Below are 15548 nucleotides of genomic sequence, written 5' to 3' on the forward strand. Positions count from 1 at the left end.
GCGGAAGTTTTTTCGCCGTTTGTTGATCCGTTGGGACCGGTGCTGCGTACCACCGGGCGGCCCGCCTCGTGGGCCGGCGTTGGTCACGGAGATCCCGGAGGTCTGCATGCACGCGGTGGCGGCCGGTTGGCATGGCGACGCGGTCCGCGCTGACTGGTTGTCGGCGCGACCCTCGTCACGGTCGACCTCGTCTGCCCGGGGGGTCGACGCGAGAGCGACGTCTCGCCAGAATGGTCCGGTGACGCCGCGACCGGCGCCCGGGCGCCATCAGGCGACGTCAACCGAGGCCAGCCACTCCGACCAGTTGATCCGTCAGCTCTACGCCGAGCACGCCGGCCCGTTGCTGATGTTCGTCATGCGCCTGACCGGGGGGGACCGGCAGCGCGCGGAGGACATCGTCCAGGAGACGCTGCTGCGGGCCTGGCGCAACGCGCACCGCCTGGGCACGCAGGGGCAGGGTTCGTTGCGGCCGTGGTTGGTCACTGTGGCCCGCCGCATCGCCATCGACGAGCACCGCAGCCAGGAGGCCCGGCCGCCGGAGACGTACGACCGGGACCTCACCGCCTTCGCCGAGGCGGACAGCACGGACCGGGTGCTGCGCACCATGACGGTGGCGGACGCGCTGCGTACGCTCAGTCAGTCGCACCGGGAGATTCTGATCTCGACGTACTTCCGGGGGCGGACGGTGCCGGAGGCGGCCGAGGAGTTGGGCCTGCCGCTGGGCACCGCCAAGTCGAGGGTCTACTACGCGCTGCGCGCGCTGCGCACGGCTCTGCAGGAGCGGGGGGTGACAGAATGAGCCGGCCGGACCACATGGACGTCGCGGCGTACGCGCTCGGTGTGCTCGACGAGCAGGACACTGAGCGGTTCGAGGAGCATCTCGCCACCTGCTGGGCGTGCGCGGCCGAGTTGGAGACGATGGTGCCGGTGGTCGGGCTGCTCTCCGACATCGACGGCGAGACGATGATGGCGCTGGAGCAGACGGCGACGGATCCGGCCCTGCTGGACCGGACGCTCGGCGCGGTCCGGGCGGATCGGCGGCGTACCCGGTTTCGTCAGATGCTCGCGACGGCCGCCGCGGTGGTGGTCTTCGGCGGTCTGACCGGGTACGGCTTCGTCAGTGTGACGGGCAACGAGCAGCCGCCGGGGGTGCTCGCCGAGTCGACGCCGAGCGCGCCCAACGATCCGCCGACGAGCGTGCCGACGGCTGCGCCGAGCGGCCCGGGTGTGGGTGGCACCGAGGTGGAGGGTGACCAGGTCGAGGCGACCGACCCGACCACCGGTGTGCAGACCACCATGTTCCTGGTGACCAAGGACTACGGCACCCGGATCAATTTCAGCTTGCGGAAACTACCCGGCCCGCGCGTCTGCCGTCTGGTGGTGGTGCGCAAGAACGGCAGCACCGAGGTCATCTCGAGCTGGTCGGTGCCGGATGGTGGCTACGGCACCAACACCCGGCCGCAGGGTCTTGAGCTGAGTGCCTCGACGTCGGCTCTGCCGGCGGATATCAAGCAGCTCCAGGTGCAGTCGGTGAATGCCAACGGTGTGGCGAGTCCGCTGGTCACCGTATCCTTGTAGGCGCGCCTGCCGCATCGGCGCCGGTCATTTCCACAATGACCGGCGCCGATCTGTCGTTGCGGGAGGCATCCCCTGCGGGGGCGTACGCAGCGCAGCCGGAAACGGTTCAATCGTTTTACGTGAAATTGACCACTGTTGCTGCTTCAACCTTGACAGCCCGCCCCCCGTACCTATGGGTGAACTGTCAAGAATGAGGAGGGCACGTGGCACAGATGAAGCGGACCGTCATCGTCGCGAGCGCGATGGTCGCACTAACGGCCTGCGCTCCCGCGGGTTACGACCCCGCGAACTCGAGCGCGGCGGAGCCGGTCGCCGTCGCCGCGGCCGAGCCCACCGCGACGGTTGAACCCGAGGTGTCGGCGTCCGCGGAGGCGCCGGCCGCCGACGCGCCGCCCGCGGACGTCGACCTGACCGAGAAGTTGGTCGGCAAGAGCGTCGCCCGGATGGGCAAGGTGGTCACCGACCAGGACGGCTGGATCCTGTACCGCTTCGACAAGGACACCGCCGACCCGCCGTCGTCGAACTGTGTCGACAAGTGCGCCGAGGTGTGGCCCCCGGCACTGACCGACGGCAACCCGGAGCTCACCGGCGTCTCCGACGACAAGGTCGGCAGCGTGACCCGGCAGGACGGCACCCGTCAGCTCACCGTCGGCGGCTGGCCGGTCTACCGCTACATCGGTGACAAGAAGCCCGGCCAGTGGAAGGGCCAGGCTGTCGGTGGCACCTGGTTCGTGGTCCAGCCGGACGGCAAGAAGAACCTGAGCTGCCTGCCCAAGGGCACCCCGAAGGCGGTCGCGCCGCCGTCGGACAGCGGTTCCAACGACGCCGGCGGTTCGGGCTACTCGTACTGAGCCTGACCGCCCGCGAGGGCACGGTGGTCGGTCGTCGCCGGGGAGGGCGCGACCGGCCACCGTCGTGTCCGGGGGTGGGTCAGGCCCGTTCCCACGGGCTCGGCACCGGGAAGTACGTCTCCAGGAACGGGATGAGCAACGCCATCTGCGCGTCGAGGTCCTCCTCGACGGAGAACGCGTCGTTGAGGCAGAACACCTGCCGGTCCCGGCGGGCGAGCAGGTGCGCCAACCGGGCGGGTGTGTCCGGGTGGGACAGCTCGGCGATGGTGTACCGCAGGTCCCCCGGTGCCGCGCGTCCGGTGTGGAAGGCGTAGTAGTGATGCAGCGACGAGGCGATCGACAGGTCGTCCATGCTGCGGAACTGACTCGCCGCGGTCCGCCGGTACTGCTGCGGGAACGTCTGCTCGATCTCCTGGAGCACGCTGCGCCGCAGCGCGTGCGGCATGTGCTTCATCTTCTGGGTCAGTACGGTGCCGAACCGCTCCGCGATCAACGCGCGGTTGTTCTTCCCGGCCGCCGAGGACGGGATGTCCCCGGCGGTGGGTGGCCCCGGCGGCACCAGCGCCGGCGAGGGGAAGAACCGGGAGATGCCGTTGGCCAGGAAGAAGTCCTGGGGCAGCACCTCGGTGCCGAGGAAGACGTCGTCGTTGAAGTACAGGAAGTGCTCGGAGAGCCCGTCGATGTGGTGCAGTTGACTCTCGATGGCGTGCGAGTTGTACGTCGGCAGCACCGTCGGGTCGGTGAAGATCTCCCGGTGGCTGACCACCCGCAGCCCGCTGGCGGACGGGTCCAGCCAGACCGGCACCTGGTCGTCGGTCACCACGTAGACGTGGCGTACCCAGGGCGCGAAGAGGTGCAGCGACCGCAGCGAGTAGCGCAGCTCGTCGCGGCTGAGGAAGCGGGCCGCGCTCGCCGCCTCCGCGTGGTACGGCACCCCGGCCACCTCGGCCCGTCGCCGTAGCCAGGCGGGGTCGGTGCCGTCGACCCAGGTGTAGACCACGTCGACCGGGAACGGCACGTCGTCGGGGCGCGGTGCGGCGAACTCCGGACGGGTCCAGGCGGTGGCCGGCGCGGAGGGGGACGCCAACCCGGTGAACCGCGACTCCGGTACGAGCACCAGCGGCGCCGCTACCGTCACCTGTTCGGCCACGGCGTTGGACCGCGGCGCGACAAGCGTGTCACCCTCCCGGGTCCAGAACTCGACGTCGCACCCGTACGCCTGCCCCAGCACCAGCCGACGCTGGGGGTCCGTCCAGTACCAGGTCAGCCGTACCACCGGGGCGTCCGCCAGCCGGTCCCAGGTCTTCGTCTCGAACCCGGCGGCCGGTTGCCCGGTGCCCTCTGGCACCGAGACGTAGCCGGGGACCCGGCCGCACGCGGCGGCGAGCGCGGCGCACGCCTGCGCGCGGTGGGTGGCCTCGACAGCCACCACCGACGAGCGGTGGGACTCCCCCCGCACCCGGAAATGGGGTACGCCGGCCTCGTCGAGCGCCGCCGTCACCGCGGTGAGATTGTCCAGCCGTGCCATCAGAGGGGTGACCGACGCCCCGATCCGGGCCACCCGGGGCCCTCGGTCGGCGGTGACGACCACCCGGTCCGCGCCAGCCAGCAACTCCGGCTGGCGGCGGGCCAGTCGCTCGCCCCGGCGCTCGGAGAGGTGGCCGTCGCGGGCGGCCCGGGCGACCCACTGCTTCAGCTGGTGCCGGGCCCGGGGACTCACCTTCGTCGCGATGGCGCGCCGGGTCTGCGGGCTGAGCACCCGCCGGTACACCTCCACGAACCCGGTGGGTTCGGCCAGTGCCCGGGGTGGCTCGCCCGGGGTGGGCGTCGGTCCGGTCACGCTTGTCCCTTCCCTGCGTCCGGGTTCACGGACGGTCAACGACGACGATCGACAGTTCGCTGTCGCGGGTGTAGTACGGCCGGACCCGCAGCAGTGGCGCCGGGTCCTCCTCGACGAGTTCCAGTCCTGGGTCGTCCACCAGGTATATCTCCGGATAGTTGTAGACGAGCTTCTTGTCGACCACGTCGTCGACGAGCAGACCCAAGCGGACCTCCCGATCCGTGTCGGCTCGCCGTAGCCAGAGATCCCAGTCCTCGTAACGGCCCAGTCGGTGTGCGGCCAGTTCGTCCACGGCCACGTCGATGCGCAGATGACCGCTACGGGTCCGCAGAACCGGCACGGAGACCATGCCCTCGCGGTGGCCGCGTCGGTGCAGCACGGCCCGGTCCGGGGTGCCCGAACCGCACCAGACGGCCTCGATCGACACCCGCTCGCCGCTGAGCGCGATCCGCCGCACCTCCGCGTGCTCCTCCCGCACCCAACTGCGTACGGCCAGAAAGCCGTCCGCCGTGCGGTACGGCAGGTGCGCACGGATCGGGTTTGCACCGCTCGGACCATCCACCGGTTGGTATCCGCCGGCGAGTACCCGCGTGTCGATCCGGTCGGGCGTCAGTCGCTGGCGTGCCCCCGTTACCGGCTGCACGTACGCGTTCCAGCGGCCCTCCGGCAGCGCGTCGGCGGGCAGCACCACCGACTGGTAGATCCCGTCGTCCTGTGGTTCCAGTGGCATCCGCACCTTCTGCCCGCTGTCGCGGTCGCGCAGGAGCAGGTGCGCACCCGCCGCGAGCCCGGACGCGTTGACATGCAGGCTGAGACCGTGGTCCGGCAACACCTGGCAGTTCACCTTCGGCCCAGCGCCCGGCGCGGCAGCCCGCCGACGGATCGCCTTCTGCAACCGTGCGGAGGTGGCCCGAGCCTGCCGGATGCGGGAGAGGCGGACCAGAGCACCCATGCTCGCCCGGCGAGCCAGGTCGCTGCCGGCGATCCCGCGCAGCAGCGGGTCGCCCAACAGCCGCGCCAGACCAGGTTCCCGGACCACCTCACCGCCACGAGCCAACACCGAACGGCCGGTTCTCGGTCCCTTGGCCGGCCGGGTGACCCGCGACGGCCGCCCGGTTGCCGGGCCTCGCTCAGCCAGCACGGCGGCGCACTGCTGGGCGAAGGACTCCGCCAGCGTGTCCGGATCGAACCGCGCCGCGTTCACCAGCGCCAGCTTGGCCAGCCTGGCCCGGAGGTCGTCGTCGCTCATCAGCGTCCGCAGCGCGGAGGCGTAGGCGTTGATGTCGTCCATCGGGACCAGCAGGCCGTCGACGCCGTGCTGGATGATCTCCCGGGGGCCTACCGGGCAGTCGGTACTGACAACGGGAAGGCCGAGCCGCATCGCCTCCACGATCGTCATGCCGAACGACTCGCGTTCTGAGGAGACTGCGGCGATGGAGCCCTTGACCCACTCCGTGGACATGTCCTCGCGCCGGCCCATCAGTTGGACCTGGTCGGACAGGCCCAACTCACGGATCTGTGCGGTCAGCGCGGGGCGTTGCGGGCCGTCGCCGTAGATCCGCAACTTCCAGTCCGGGTGGTCGCCGGCGATCCTCGCGAAGGCGGCGATGAGCCGGTCGTACCGCTTGATCGGGTCGAGCCGCCCGGCGGTGACCACGATCCGGTTGGACCCGTCGGTGGGCGGGACCGTGGGCTGGGGAACGCTGTTCGGCAGCGCCTCGACGCGAGTGTGGGGTACCGGATTGCCGGAACGGAACGCGGCGGCGTCAGCCTCGGTCACCGTGAAGGCCAGATCGATCCGGTCGTACGAGAGCCGGATCTCCTCCTTCAACGCGTCATCGATCAGGTCCTGTGTCATGTGCTCCTGCGCCACAAGGACCGCGTGGTCGGGGCCGTGCCGCGCCACCACCAGGTTGATGCCCGGCCGGGTTCCCACGACCACGTCAGCCGAGGTCGAGCGCAGATAGCCGATCATCCGTTCGTCGGTGAGCCGGCTGTACTGGGTGTGGAACTCCTCGCTCTTCGGCACCAGCAGGGACGGCTCCCGAAGCTGGGGATCGGCCCGGTCGGGACGTCGCGGCCGGGTGTCGACGAGAGCCACCAGCGCGATCCGGTCATCGATGTCGAACATCGGCTGGTCGGTACGGCGGAACACGGAGGCGATCTCGACGTCGTGACCCTGGCCCACCAGGGCGGTCGCCAGGTTGAGTACGGCTCGGTTGGTGCCGCCCACGCCGTACATGTTGTGGATCAGGAAGGCGAACTTCACCCGATGGTCCTCAGTTCGTAGGGGCTGGGGACCGGGAAGTACGCCTCCATGAACGGTTCGAGGATGGTCATCTGGTGCTGCAACTGGGCGAAGGTCGAGTAGGCGTCGTTGATGCAGAAGGTGTCCCAGTCCCGCCGTGCCTCCGCCCGGCGCAGCCGTGCCTCCAGGTCGGGTACCGCAAGCTGGACGTAGCCGTAGTTGACGCGACCGGGCAGCGCGCGGCCGGTCAGGAACGCGTAGTAGTGGTGCAGTGAGTACGTGATGGTCAGGTCGTTGGCACTGCGGAATCGACTGCGCATGGTGGCCTCGTGCTCGACCGGGAACTCCCGCTCGATCTCCGCGAGGATGCTGCGCCGCAGCGGATAGGGCACGTGCTGGCTGCCCTGGGTGAGGGTACGGCCGAACCGCTTCTCGATCAGTGCCCGGTTGTTCTTGATCATCGCGTCCACCGGGGAGTCCAACTCGCTGATCTCGCCGAGCGGAATTCGGTTCTGGGACAGGAAGAACTTGGTGTTGCCGTTGGCCAGAAAGAACGTCTGCGGCGCCAGCGGGCGACCGAAGAACATGTCGTCGTTGAGGTACAGGAAATGCTCGGCGAGGCCGTCGATGCGATGCAACTGACTTTCGATAGCGCAAGAGTTGAAGGTCGGCAGCGCGTCCGGGGCCGCAAAGATCTCCTCGTGGTTGACCAGGAAGATGTTGCCAGCGCTCAGGTCGAGCCAGGCGGGCCGTTGGTGGTCGGTCACGATGTAGATGTTGCGAACCCACGGCGCGTTCAGATGCAGAGACCGCAACGAGAACTTCAGCTCGTCCCGGTTGATGTACCGGGACTCACTCGCCGCCTCAGCGTGCAACGACTCGCCACGGACGCCCGCGCGGCGCTGCTGCCACTCTGGATCCGCGCCGTCGACCCAGGTGTAGACAACGTCGATCGGGAAGTCGATGTCGTCCGGGAGCAGGTGGTCGAACTCGGGGCGGCTACGGCGGGGCGGGTGCCACTTCACCGGGGACGCGAGGCGGCTCAGCCGGTGCTCGCCCACCTGTACCGGCGTGCCGTCCAGTGCCACCGCCCGCATCATCCGGTTGGGCCGGGGCGAGCGGAGCAGTCCGGCCTTCCGGTCGGGCTTCCAGAACTCGATGTCGCAGCCGTACGCCGGGCCCAGGATCAGCTTCAGGCTCGGGTCCGCGCGGAACCAGGTCAGCTTGATCGCCTGCGCGGCGTACAGCTCGGTCCAGGCCGGCGCCTCCGACGCGTCGGTGAGCCCGCCGACGATCGGCGGCCGGGGCAGTACCTGGCTCACATAGCAGGTCTCCGCCCCGCCGAGCTTCTCCAGTGCGCCAAGTGCGGCCAACCGGTCGACCTCACTCACGCCGATGACCGGCGTCCGGTCGTCCATGCCGCGCACGAGGAAGTAGTCCACCCCGTGCGCCTCCAGCGCGCCGCTCACCGCGTCGACGTTCAGCTGACGCCCCAGGATCGGAGTCAGGTCGGCATGCACGTGCGCGGTACGACGTCCACCGTCGACCAGGACCTCACGCAGCTCGCCCGGGCCATGCCCAGCGCCGCCCGCCGGCACGGACCCGGCCACGTTGACGGCCCGGGATGGTACGACCGCGCGCTGCGGTGCCACCGGCGTGTTGTTCACGGCACTTCCTTCATCGATGTCACTGACGATCCGAATCGTTGCGGTCGCGAGACGCGTAGGCCACCCGCTGTCGACACGGCCAGGACGACGGGGCGGCCGCTGCCGTCAACCTGCACCGCGTGCCCACCGGTGATCGGCGTCGCCTCACGAAACCATCGGCAGGGCGTCGACCCGTCCGGGTCCAACCAGGCGACGCTGGAACCGGAAGCGTCGTCGCGGACCGCGAGCAGGACCGCGCCCGCCCGGGAAACGTACCGGACGCTCAGCGGGCCGGGACCGCCGTGTCCGCCGAGGTCGGCCGCCGTCGACAGGTCCCACTCCCGACCGGCCCCCCGGGTGCGGTACGACAACAACGACGCCGAGTCCCGTCGTCGGAACAGCAGCAGCCGCTCGCCGTCAGGCAGCCGCGTCACGGCGGGGGGACCCGCCGGTGCCTCCGTCTCCAGCACGGCGTACTCGGCCGTGAGTTCCGGTACGGAGACCAGCCAACGTGCGGTCCCGGTACGCGCCGCGGCGAAGACCTCCACGATGTGGCCGTCGAGCGCGACCGCGGTCAGGCCGTCCTGGACGTCCCGGCCGCCGAGATCCTGCCACCGCGTCCAGGACGTCCCGTCGTGCAACCGACAACTCAGTCCCTTGTCGGCGTTGCGGACGAGCAGCAGCACGCCACCGCCGGGCAGCGGGACGGCGTGCGGCATGCCGAGGTGCCGACGCTTCGACGGATCGTCGAGCCCGGCGGGGTTGCCGAGCGACTCCCAGCGGACGTCCGTGTCACCCGGGGCCGCCGGCAGCACGGTCGTGCAGATGTCACGAACGTGTCGATCGGGCTCAGCCGTGATCTTCTGCCGCACCGTGAACAGCCGCCAGCCACCGTCCGCGGCGGCCAGCCCGACGACGTGCGGCAGGAACCCGGCGCCGGCGAGCTCCCGTCCTGGGGAGAACGCACCGGTGTCGGTCTGCTGCCAGTGGACCACCTGGCCGCCGCGTACCGCGAAGGCTGACAACCTGCCGTTCGGGCCCGGCGCGGACCATGCCTGCGAGCCGGGATAGCGCAAGGTGGTGCCTGACGCGTTCCCACCCCCGATCGCGTCGCCCCCGACCTTGCGGTCACCGCGGCCCACTGGACCGTCGGCGGGCAGACCGTCCGCCCAGCCGTAGATGTCCTTGTACCGCTGTTTGACTGCCCGCGCCTCGGGACTGAGGTTGGACGGCCACCGCCGGACGTAGTAGCCGCGGAACGCCTCGACGGACGTGGCTTTGCCACCCCCTTCGGCGAACCACCGTTGGGCCGCCTCGTGTGCGAACAGTCCAGTGACGGTGTGGGCAATGTGGTCGGAGTAGTCACCGGTGTCTGCGTGCTGCGGGTTCGCCCTGTCGTGCAGTTGACGGTCCGGGTCCGGGTCCATCGTCCACAGCAACGTCGGCTCGACCTCGCGCAGGAGGTGCAGCAGCGCTCCGATCAGGCTCTCCCGGGAGTAGACGAAGCTCCCGGAGACCGGCGAACCGAGCGGCACCATGGTCGGTGTGACGGTTGCTTCGCCGGTCCACAGGCGCTGCAGTGGGCCAGCCTCGCTTGGCGAGCTGGGGGGCGGCGTGCACCAGAGGTTGAGAGACACCAGCCGGATCTGTGGCGCGTCGACAAGTGTCGAGAGATCCGCCTCGATGCCCGGACCCACGGTGACCGCATCCCGGCGCCACTTGGCGTCCCGATCGCCGAGAACCATCTCCCCGTACGCGCGCCGGAGCCCGTTGAATCGGGCGGCGGCGAAGCCCTCGAAGTTCACCGGCAGCGCGGCATGTGCCTCGGACCCGGCCGGAGCGTTACGTCCGTCCGCCTCACCGGCGGTCAGGCAGACGGTCACGTGCAGCTGGCTGTGGCGCAGCTGGTTGACGAGCAGCGGGTTCATGAAATAGAGGTCGTCGTCCTGATGGGCCACGATCGCCATGGACCGTGGGCTGCCGCTGAGCTGGCGATCAGACGTCACGGCGTTCCCCAACGGGGTCGGGTCCTCGGTAGGGCCGGTTCCTCCGGTCTGGAACCGCCTTGAAGTCGGTGACCGTGTTGAGCATGTTGTTGGGCATGGTGGGAGCGTCGATCGGGGCGCCCCGACGGGCGTCCTGCACCGAGCGGTACGAGCGCCGGTACAGCTCCCCGGCGCCCACGCTCCGCCGCTCCGCCACCACGTCGTCCGGCAGCTCGAACGGGGCGGGGAAGGGCAGGTAGCGCGGCAGGAAGTCGGCCAGCATCCGCTCCTGCTCGGCGAACGTCCGAGGGTCGGAGTCGGTGTCGTTGAGGCAGAACACGTCGCGGTTGCGGCGGGCCAGCAGCTCGGCCAGTCGGGCGGGGGTCGAGGGGTGGCCCAGGTCGGCGTACTCGTACTCGATGTCGCCGGGGACGGCCTGCGCGGTCAAAAACGCCCAGTACTGGTGCAGCGACGACGGGATGGACAGGTCGCCGTGGTGCCGGAACCGGTGCCGGGCGGTGGCCATCACCTCGTCCGGCAGCGTGCCCTCGATCTGCTGCATGATGCTGCGGCGCAGCGCGAACGGGGTGTGCTTCATCTTCTGCGTGATGGTCACGCCGAACTGCCGCTGGATGTGCCGGCGGTTGTTCTTCCCGGCGGCCTTCACCGGCGGGTCCTCCGGCTTCGCCTCGCCCAGGCCGAACTGGGCCGGTGAGGGGAAGAACTTCGCGATCCCGTTGGCGTGGAAGAAGTGGTTGGGCAGCAGCGGGCGACCGAGGAACACGTCGTCGTTGAGGTAGAGGAAGTGTTCGGACAGGCCGTCGATGCGGTGCAGCCGGGACTCGATGGCGTGCGAGTTGTACGACGACCGGCCGCCGAGGTCGGCGAAGAGTTCGGCGTGCGAGATGACCGTGATCATCGGGTGGCTCGGGTCGAGCCAGCTCGGCAGTTGACTGTCGGTGATCAGGAAGATCCGCCGCAGCCAGGGCGCGAAGCTGTGCAGCGACCGCAGCGAATACCGCAGCTCGTCGCGGTTGTGATAGCGCGAGGAGTTCGCGGCGACCGCGTGCAGCGGGCCTTCGGGGGCGCCGAGCGCCAGCGACTTCCGCTTCAGCCACTGCGGGTCGGAGCCGTCCACCCAGGTGTAGACGGCGTCGATCGGGAAGCCGATCCGGTCCGGCGCTCGAACGGCCAGGTCCCGGCGGGTGCCGTAGGTGTGGTCGTCGGCCTCGGGCACGAAGTGGCTCATCAGCGCCGCCGCCACCCGGACCGGCTGAGCCCGGGCGGGTGCCTCGTCGACGACCCCGTTGCGCCGCGGCGCGCGGACCATGTCCCCGTGCCGGCTCCAGAACTCGATCTCGCAGGCGAACTGCGCGCCGAGGACCACACCGGCGCGGGTGTCGGTCACCGGGAAGCAGACCTGGATCACCTCGGTCGGGGTGGCGTCCGGTTGGTCCCGACGGGGCTGGACCTGCACCACCCGGACGTCCGCGCCGGCCAGTGCGGGGGCGGAGCGGATCAGGCGTTGTACCGCCGGCCGGTGGTCGTCCAGGACCGCGACGGTGCTGCGCAGGTGGTCGTCGTTACGGATGCAGTGGTATTCGATGCCGGCCGCGTGCAGCGCGGTGGTGACGGCCGTGAGGTTTCGGTGCCACTGCTGCAACGGGGTCGCCGTGGCGACGACCTCGGCCCGGGTGCGAACGCCACCGTCGGTCACTGCCACCCGGGCGCCGAGGGGATGCACCGTGTCGCCGCCGCGCGGGCGGGAGAGCGTCTGCACCAGGCCCATCCGCCGGTGCGCGGGCAGCATGCCCAGCAGTCGCCGCCGGGCCGGTGACGGCAGGAGTCGGTAGATCTTCAGGGCGATCATGCGCTGGGCCGTCCGTTCGCTACGGCCGCCTCGTCAGCGGGCACCGTTCAGCCCTGCGTACGGTTGGCGGGGCGACGTCCCACTCGCGATGATTCGACACACACCCGTGCGGCCATCACTGCATGCCTTTCCACAGATCCCCCGTTGGCACCGCGTGGCGATCTGGCGTCAACCGCGCGTCGCCTGGCGGCGGCTGGCGGCGGACACCGATCTCCGGGCCGGACCGTGTTCTCCCGTGAGGGACGACGTTGGCCGCCGCAGGTGGCCCGGGGCAGTGCATGTTACCTGCAGGCCATCAAATAACCACATGATCGATACCTGGCCTACAGGCAAAAATGGCATAAGGGCGGTATGGGGGTATTCGAGAAGATAATCCTGGCCATTCGGGTGGTTCAATGACACCGGGTCGGTCGACCGAACGTACCCTCGCGAAGCTGCTCAACTCCGCGTGCGACCGGTACGGCCGATCGCCGGCCGCTGCCGTGACCTGGCAGAGTAGCGGGGTGACCGAGACCGGACCCGCCGCGACGAGGGTGCTGCACCCACCGGTCGGCTACCGGCTGGCCGCTTCGGTCCGCGCGCTCACCTTCAGCCCGTACGACCCGTGCGCCCGGGTGGCGGCCGGCACCTTCTGGTGGGCGACCCGTACCCCGGACGGTCCGGCCACGCTCGCGCTGCGACCGGCCGGCGGGGAGCTGCTCGCCGAGGGGTACGGGCCGGGGGCCGAGCACGTCCTCGCCCGCGCCGACGCGATCGCGGGGCTGCGTGACGACCTGACCGGCTTCACCGAGCTGGCCTCGGCGCACCCGCTGGTCGCCCGGCTGGCCCGGGAGCACCGAGGGCTCCGGATGCCCGCCACCGGGCAGGTCTTCCCCCGGCTGCTGCGCGCGGTCTTCGAACAGAAGGTCACCGGCAAGGAGGCCTACCGGGCGTACGCGGCGATGGTGCGGCACTTCCGGGAACCGGCTCCCGGGCCGCTGCAGCCGCTGCTCCTACCGCCCGAGGCCGCCGCGGTGGCCGCCACCCCGTACTGGGTGTTCCACCCGTTCGGGGTGGAACAGCGTCGGGCCGACACGCTTCGTCGCGCCGCGGCGCTCGCCGACCGCCTGGAGCGCAGCACCGACGCCACCGACGCCACCCGTCGGCTCACCGCGATCCCCGGCATCGGGCCGTGGACGGCCGCCGAGGTGGTCCGGATCGCCTACGGGGACCCGGACGCGGTCAGCGTCGGCGACTACCACATCCCGAACACGGTGGCCTGGGCGCTGGCCGGCGAACCGCGGGGCGACGACGCCCGGATGTTGGCCCTGCTGGAGCCGTTCCGAGGTCACCGGGGCCGGGTGTGTCTGCTACTGGAGGCCGCCGGCATCCGGGCGCCGAAGTACGGCCCTCGGGCCCCGATCCGCTCGTTCGCCGGCTACTGACCCGTTGGGGGCGGACGCGCTCACCGGCCGGCGCAGAGCCGACACGGTACGGCCCAGCCTGCACCCACCGATGCGGCGGCGGGAGAGCCCGACTGTCAGCCCCGCTCGCAGCGACGCCGGAGCCCGTCGGCCTCCATCCGCAGGTAACGGCGGAGCAGCCCGCCGTACAGCCGGCCGATCAGGCCGGCCAGCGGACCGGACTGGTCGATGGCCAGCTCGACGCGGGTACGCCCGTCGGGCAGCGACAGCAGCCGGTGCTCCCCCGTGGTCCGCACACCCGGCGCGCCGGAAACCCACACGAACTCCCGCCGCTCGGTCAACTCGGTGACCCGCCAGAGGGCCGGCCGCAGCTTCGGCTGCGTCAGTCGGGCGGTCGCGCCGACGGCGAGCGGCCCCGGTTCCCCCCGCTCGACCTGGGTCACCGAGTCGGTCCACTCGGGCCAGCTCCCCACGTCGACGAGCACCGCCCAGACCTGCTTGGCGTCCGCGGCGATCTCGGTATCGGCCTCGAACCGCATCACGTTTCCTCCCCGGCGGCGCCGCTCGGCACCGCCCCGGGTACGGACGAGGCCGCCGCGAGCATTGTGACAGTCCGAGCCTCCTCAGTGGAGGCCGGCGGCCGGCCCGCGGTCAGGCGGCCTCGTGCAGGTCGGCCAGGGTGAGTGGGGTACGCCGACGCAGCAGCTCCTCCAGCTCCGGCACCGAACCGACCTCGCCCAGCACGTTGCGGCCACCGCCGAACCGCTCCGGGTAACGGCGGGTCAGCCGGAAGCGGTAGCGGCCCCGGATCAGCTCGACGCTCACCCGCCACCGCCCGCAGCAGTCACAGACCCACTCGGACACCTCGCGAAAGTAGCTCTGACCTGGGGTTATTCGATTCGCCCGGTCGGGACGAGCGACGCGTAGGCGGACACGCCGCCCCGGCACCCACGGTGATCTGCCTCACGACTGTCGGCACCGTCTGATTGACTGGTCGGCGTGGACCTGCCGATCAACCCTCCGGTCGAGCCGATGCTGGCCAAGAGTGTTCCCAAGCTGCCCACCACCCCCGGGGTGACCTACGAGCCCAAGTGGGACGGGTTCCGCTGCATCGTGTTCCGCGACGGCGACGAGGTCGAGTTGGCCAGCCGGGGCGGCAAGTCGATGACCCGCTACTTCCCCGAGGTGGTCGAGCAGGCCCGCCGGCAGTTGCCGCAGCGGTGCGCGGTCGACGGTGAGTTGATCGTGATTCGGCGCGACGGGCCGAGCGGCCAGCCCCGGCTGGATTTCGAGCTGCTGGCCCAGCGCGTCCACCCCGCCGCGTCCCGGGTGAAGATGCTGGCCGAGACCACCCCGGCCGACTTCGTCGCCTTCGACCTGCTGGCCATCGGTGACGAGGCGCTGCTCGACCAGCCGTACCCGCGCCGCCGGGAGCGGCTGGTCCAGGCGCTGGCCGGGGTGCGTCCGCCGGTGCACGTCACCCAGGTCACCACCGATCCGGACACCGCCCGGCGCTGGTTCGACGTCTTCGAGGGCGCCGGGTTGGACGGTCTGATCGTCAAGCCGGCCGACCTGCCGTACGAGCCGGGCAAGCGCTTGATGTTCAAGGTCAAGCACGCCCGCACCGCTGACGCGGTGGTGGCCGGCTTCCGCTGGCACAAGTCCGGCCCGGTGGTCGGTTCGCTGCTGCTCGGCCTGTACGACGACGCCGGGGTCCTGCACCACGTGGGGGTGAGCGCGTCGTTCAGCATGGCCCGCCGCACCGAGTTGCTCGACGAGCTGGCGCCCTACCGGGACACCGGCGGCGAGCACCCGTGGGTGCACGGCGACCACGAGCGCGGCCAACGCATCCCGGGTGGGGTGAGCCGGTGGACCGGCACGAAGAACCTGGAGTGGGAGCCGGTGCGCCCGGAGCTGGTGGTCGAGGTGGGCTACGACGCGATGGAGGGCGAACGCTTCCGGCACACCGCCCAGTTCGTCCGGTGGCGCCCGGACCGCGACCCCCGGTCCTGCCGCTACGACCAGCTCGACCGGCCGATCCGCTTCGACGTCGACCAGGTGCTGCGCGGCGATCCGACGGCCACCGTGGACCGCGCCGCCACCGGCCCGGCGTAGCCTGGCCGTCGA

The 15548-nt window shown here is 70.7% G+C and carries 12 protein-coding genes; 5 read left to right on the forward strand and 7 right to left on the reverse strand.

Annotated elements, in window-relative coordinates:
• Positions 1–106: 106 nt before the first annotated feature.
• The 3 genes from AB0C03_RS02400 to AB0C03_RS02410 all read left to right on the forward strand — a co-directional run bounded on the left by AB0C03_RS02400 (position 107) and on the right by AB0C03_RS02410 (position 2429).
• On the forward strand, positions 107–799 hold the full coding sequence (locus tag AB0C03_RS02400) for a sigma-70 family RNA polymerase sigma factor (protein ID WP_030336181.1): 693 nt from the start codon (positions 107–109) through the stop codon (positions 797–799).
• A complete protein-coding gene (locus AB0C03_RS02405; RefSeq protein WP_030336184.1) occupies positions 796–1578 on the forward strand; it encodes an anti-sigma factor family protein in 783 nt (260 codons plus the stop codon). Before AB0C03_RS02400 ends, AB0C03_RS02405 begins: the two co-directional genes overlap by 4 nt.
• A 203-nt stretch (positions 1579–1781) precedes the next feature.
• The gene (locus tag AB0C03_RS02410) at positions 1782–2429 is read left to right on the forward strand and encodes a hypothetical protein (protein WP_030336186.1); all 648 of its coding nucleotides are present in this window, start codon (positions 1782–1784) and stop codon (positions 2427–2429) included.
• 79 nt (positions 2430–2508) lie between these two features.
• Here AB0C03_RS02410 and AB0C03_RS02415 read toward each other — a convergent pair whose 3' ends face one another.
• Genes AB0C03_RS02415 through AB0C03_RS02435 form a run of 5 tightly spaced genes read right to left on the reverse strand, consistent with a single transcriptional unit; the run spans position 2509 to position 12018 of the window.
• Positions 2509–4269, reverse strand: coding sequence for a stealth family protein (locus tag AB0C03_RS02415; protein ID WP_357633703.1), 1761 nt, complete (start codon positions 4267–4269; stop codon positions 2509–2511).
• Between the two features lie 25 nt (positions 4270–4294).
• Complete coding sequence (locus AB0C03_RS02420; protein WP_357633706.1) at positions 4295–6538, reverse strand: glycosyltransferase family 4 protein; 2244 nt, start codon at positions 6536–6538, stop codon at positions 4295–4297.
• Positions 6535–8184, reverse strand: coding sequence for a stealth family protein (locus AB0C03_RS02425; RefSeq protein WP_210858789.1), 1650 nt, complete (start codon positions 8182–8184; stop codon positions 6535–6537). The genes AB0C03_RS02420 and AB0C03_RS02425 overlap by 4 nt, the downstream gene beginning before the upstream one ends.
• Positions 8181–10169: a PIG-L family deacetylase gene (locus tag AB0C03_RS02430; RefSeq protein ID WP_156057861.1), complete on the reverse strand. Its 1989-nt coding sequence runs from the start codon at positions 10167–10169 to the stop codon at positions 8181–8183. The genes AB0C03_RS02425 and AB0C03_RS02430 overlap by 4 nt, the downstream gene beginning before the upstream one ends.
• Positions 10159–12018, reverse strand: a complete 1860-nt coding sequence (locus AB0C03_RS02435; RefSeq protein ID WP_156057864.1) for a stealth family protein — start codon at positions 12016–12018, stop codon at positions 10159–10161. The genes AB0C03_RS02430 and AB0C03_RS02435 overlap by 11 nt, the downstream gene beginning before the upstream one ends.
• Before the next feature lie 503 nt (positions 12019–12521).
• Between AB0C03_RS02435 and AB0C03_RS02440 the strand changes: the two genes are divergently transcribed.
• Positions 12522–13442, forward strand: coding sequence for a DNA-3-methyladenine glycosylase family protein (locus AB0C03_RS02440; protein WP_030336199.1), 921 nt, complete (start codon positions 12522–12524; stop codon positions 13440–13442).
• Between the two features lie 95 nt (positions 13443–13537).
• Here AB0C03_RS02440 and AB0C03_RS02445 read toward each other — a convergent pair whose 3' ends face one another.
• Together AB0C03_RS02445 and AB0C03_RS02450 are read right to left on the reverse strand one after the other, a co-directional pair.
• On the reverse strand, positions 13538–13960 hold the full coding sequence (locus AB0C03_RS02445; protein WP_357634469.1) for an SRPBCC family protein: 423 nt from the start codon (positions 13958–13960) through the stop codon (positions 13538–13540).
• A gap of 112 nt (positions 13961–14072) precedes the next feature.
• Positions 14073–14285: a hypothetical protein gene (locus tag AB0C03_RS02450; protein ID WP_030336201.1), complete on the reverse strand. Its 213-nt coding sequence runs from the start codon at positions 14283–14285 to the stop codon at positions 14073–14075.
• Positions 14286–14420: 135 nt separating this feature from the next.
• Here AB0C03_RS02450 and AB0C03_RS02455 point away from each other — a divergent pair, with 135 nt between their 5' ends.
• Positions 14421–15536 carry an ATP-dependent DNA ligase gene (locus tag AB0C03_RS02455; protein WP_210866452.1) on the forward strand — a complete coding sequence of 372 codons (1116 nt, stop codon included), beginning with the start codon at positions 14421–14423 and terminating at the stop codon, positions 15534–15536.
• Positions 15537–15548: the final 12 nt, after the last annotated feature.

Origin of the sequence: Micromonospora parva, assembly GCF_040649675.1 — a bacterium.
In the GTDB taxonomy this organism is placed as follows: domain Bacteria; phylum Actinomycetota; class Actinomycetes; order Mycobacteriales; family Micromonosporaceae; genus Micromonospora; species Micromonospora parva.

What these genes read in the sequence shown, in the direction of transcription:
- AB0C03_RS02405 (WP_030336184.1), top strand. Translation starts at nt 796, where the DNA reads ATGAGCCGGCCGGACCACATGGACGTCGCGGCGTACGCGCTCGGTGTG.
- AB0C03_RS02435 (WP_156057864.1), bottom strand. Translation starts at nt 12,018, where the DNA reads ATGATCGCCCTGAAGATCTACCGACTCCTGCCGTCACCGGCCCGGCGG.
- AB0C03_RS02400 (WP_030336181.1), top strand. Translation starts at nt 107, where the DNA reads ATGCACGCGGTGGCGGCCGGTTGGCATGGCGACGCGGTCCGCGCTGAC.
- AB0C03_RS02445 (WP_357634469.1), bottom strand. Translation starts at nt 13,960, where the DNA reads ATGCGGTTCGAGGCCGATACCGAGATCGCCGCGGACGCCAAGCAGGTC.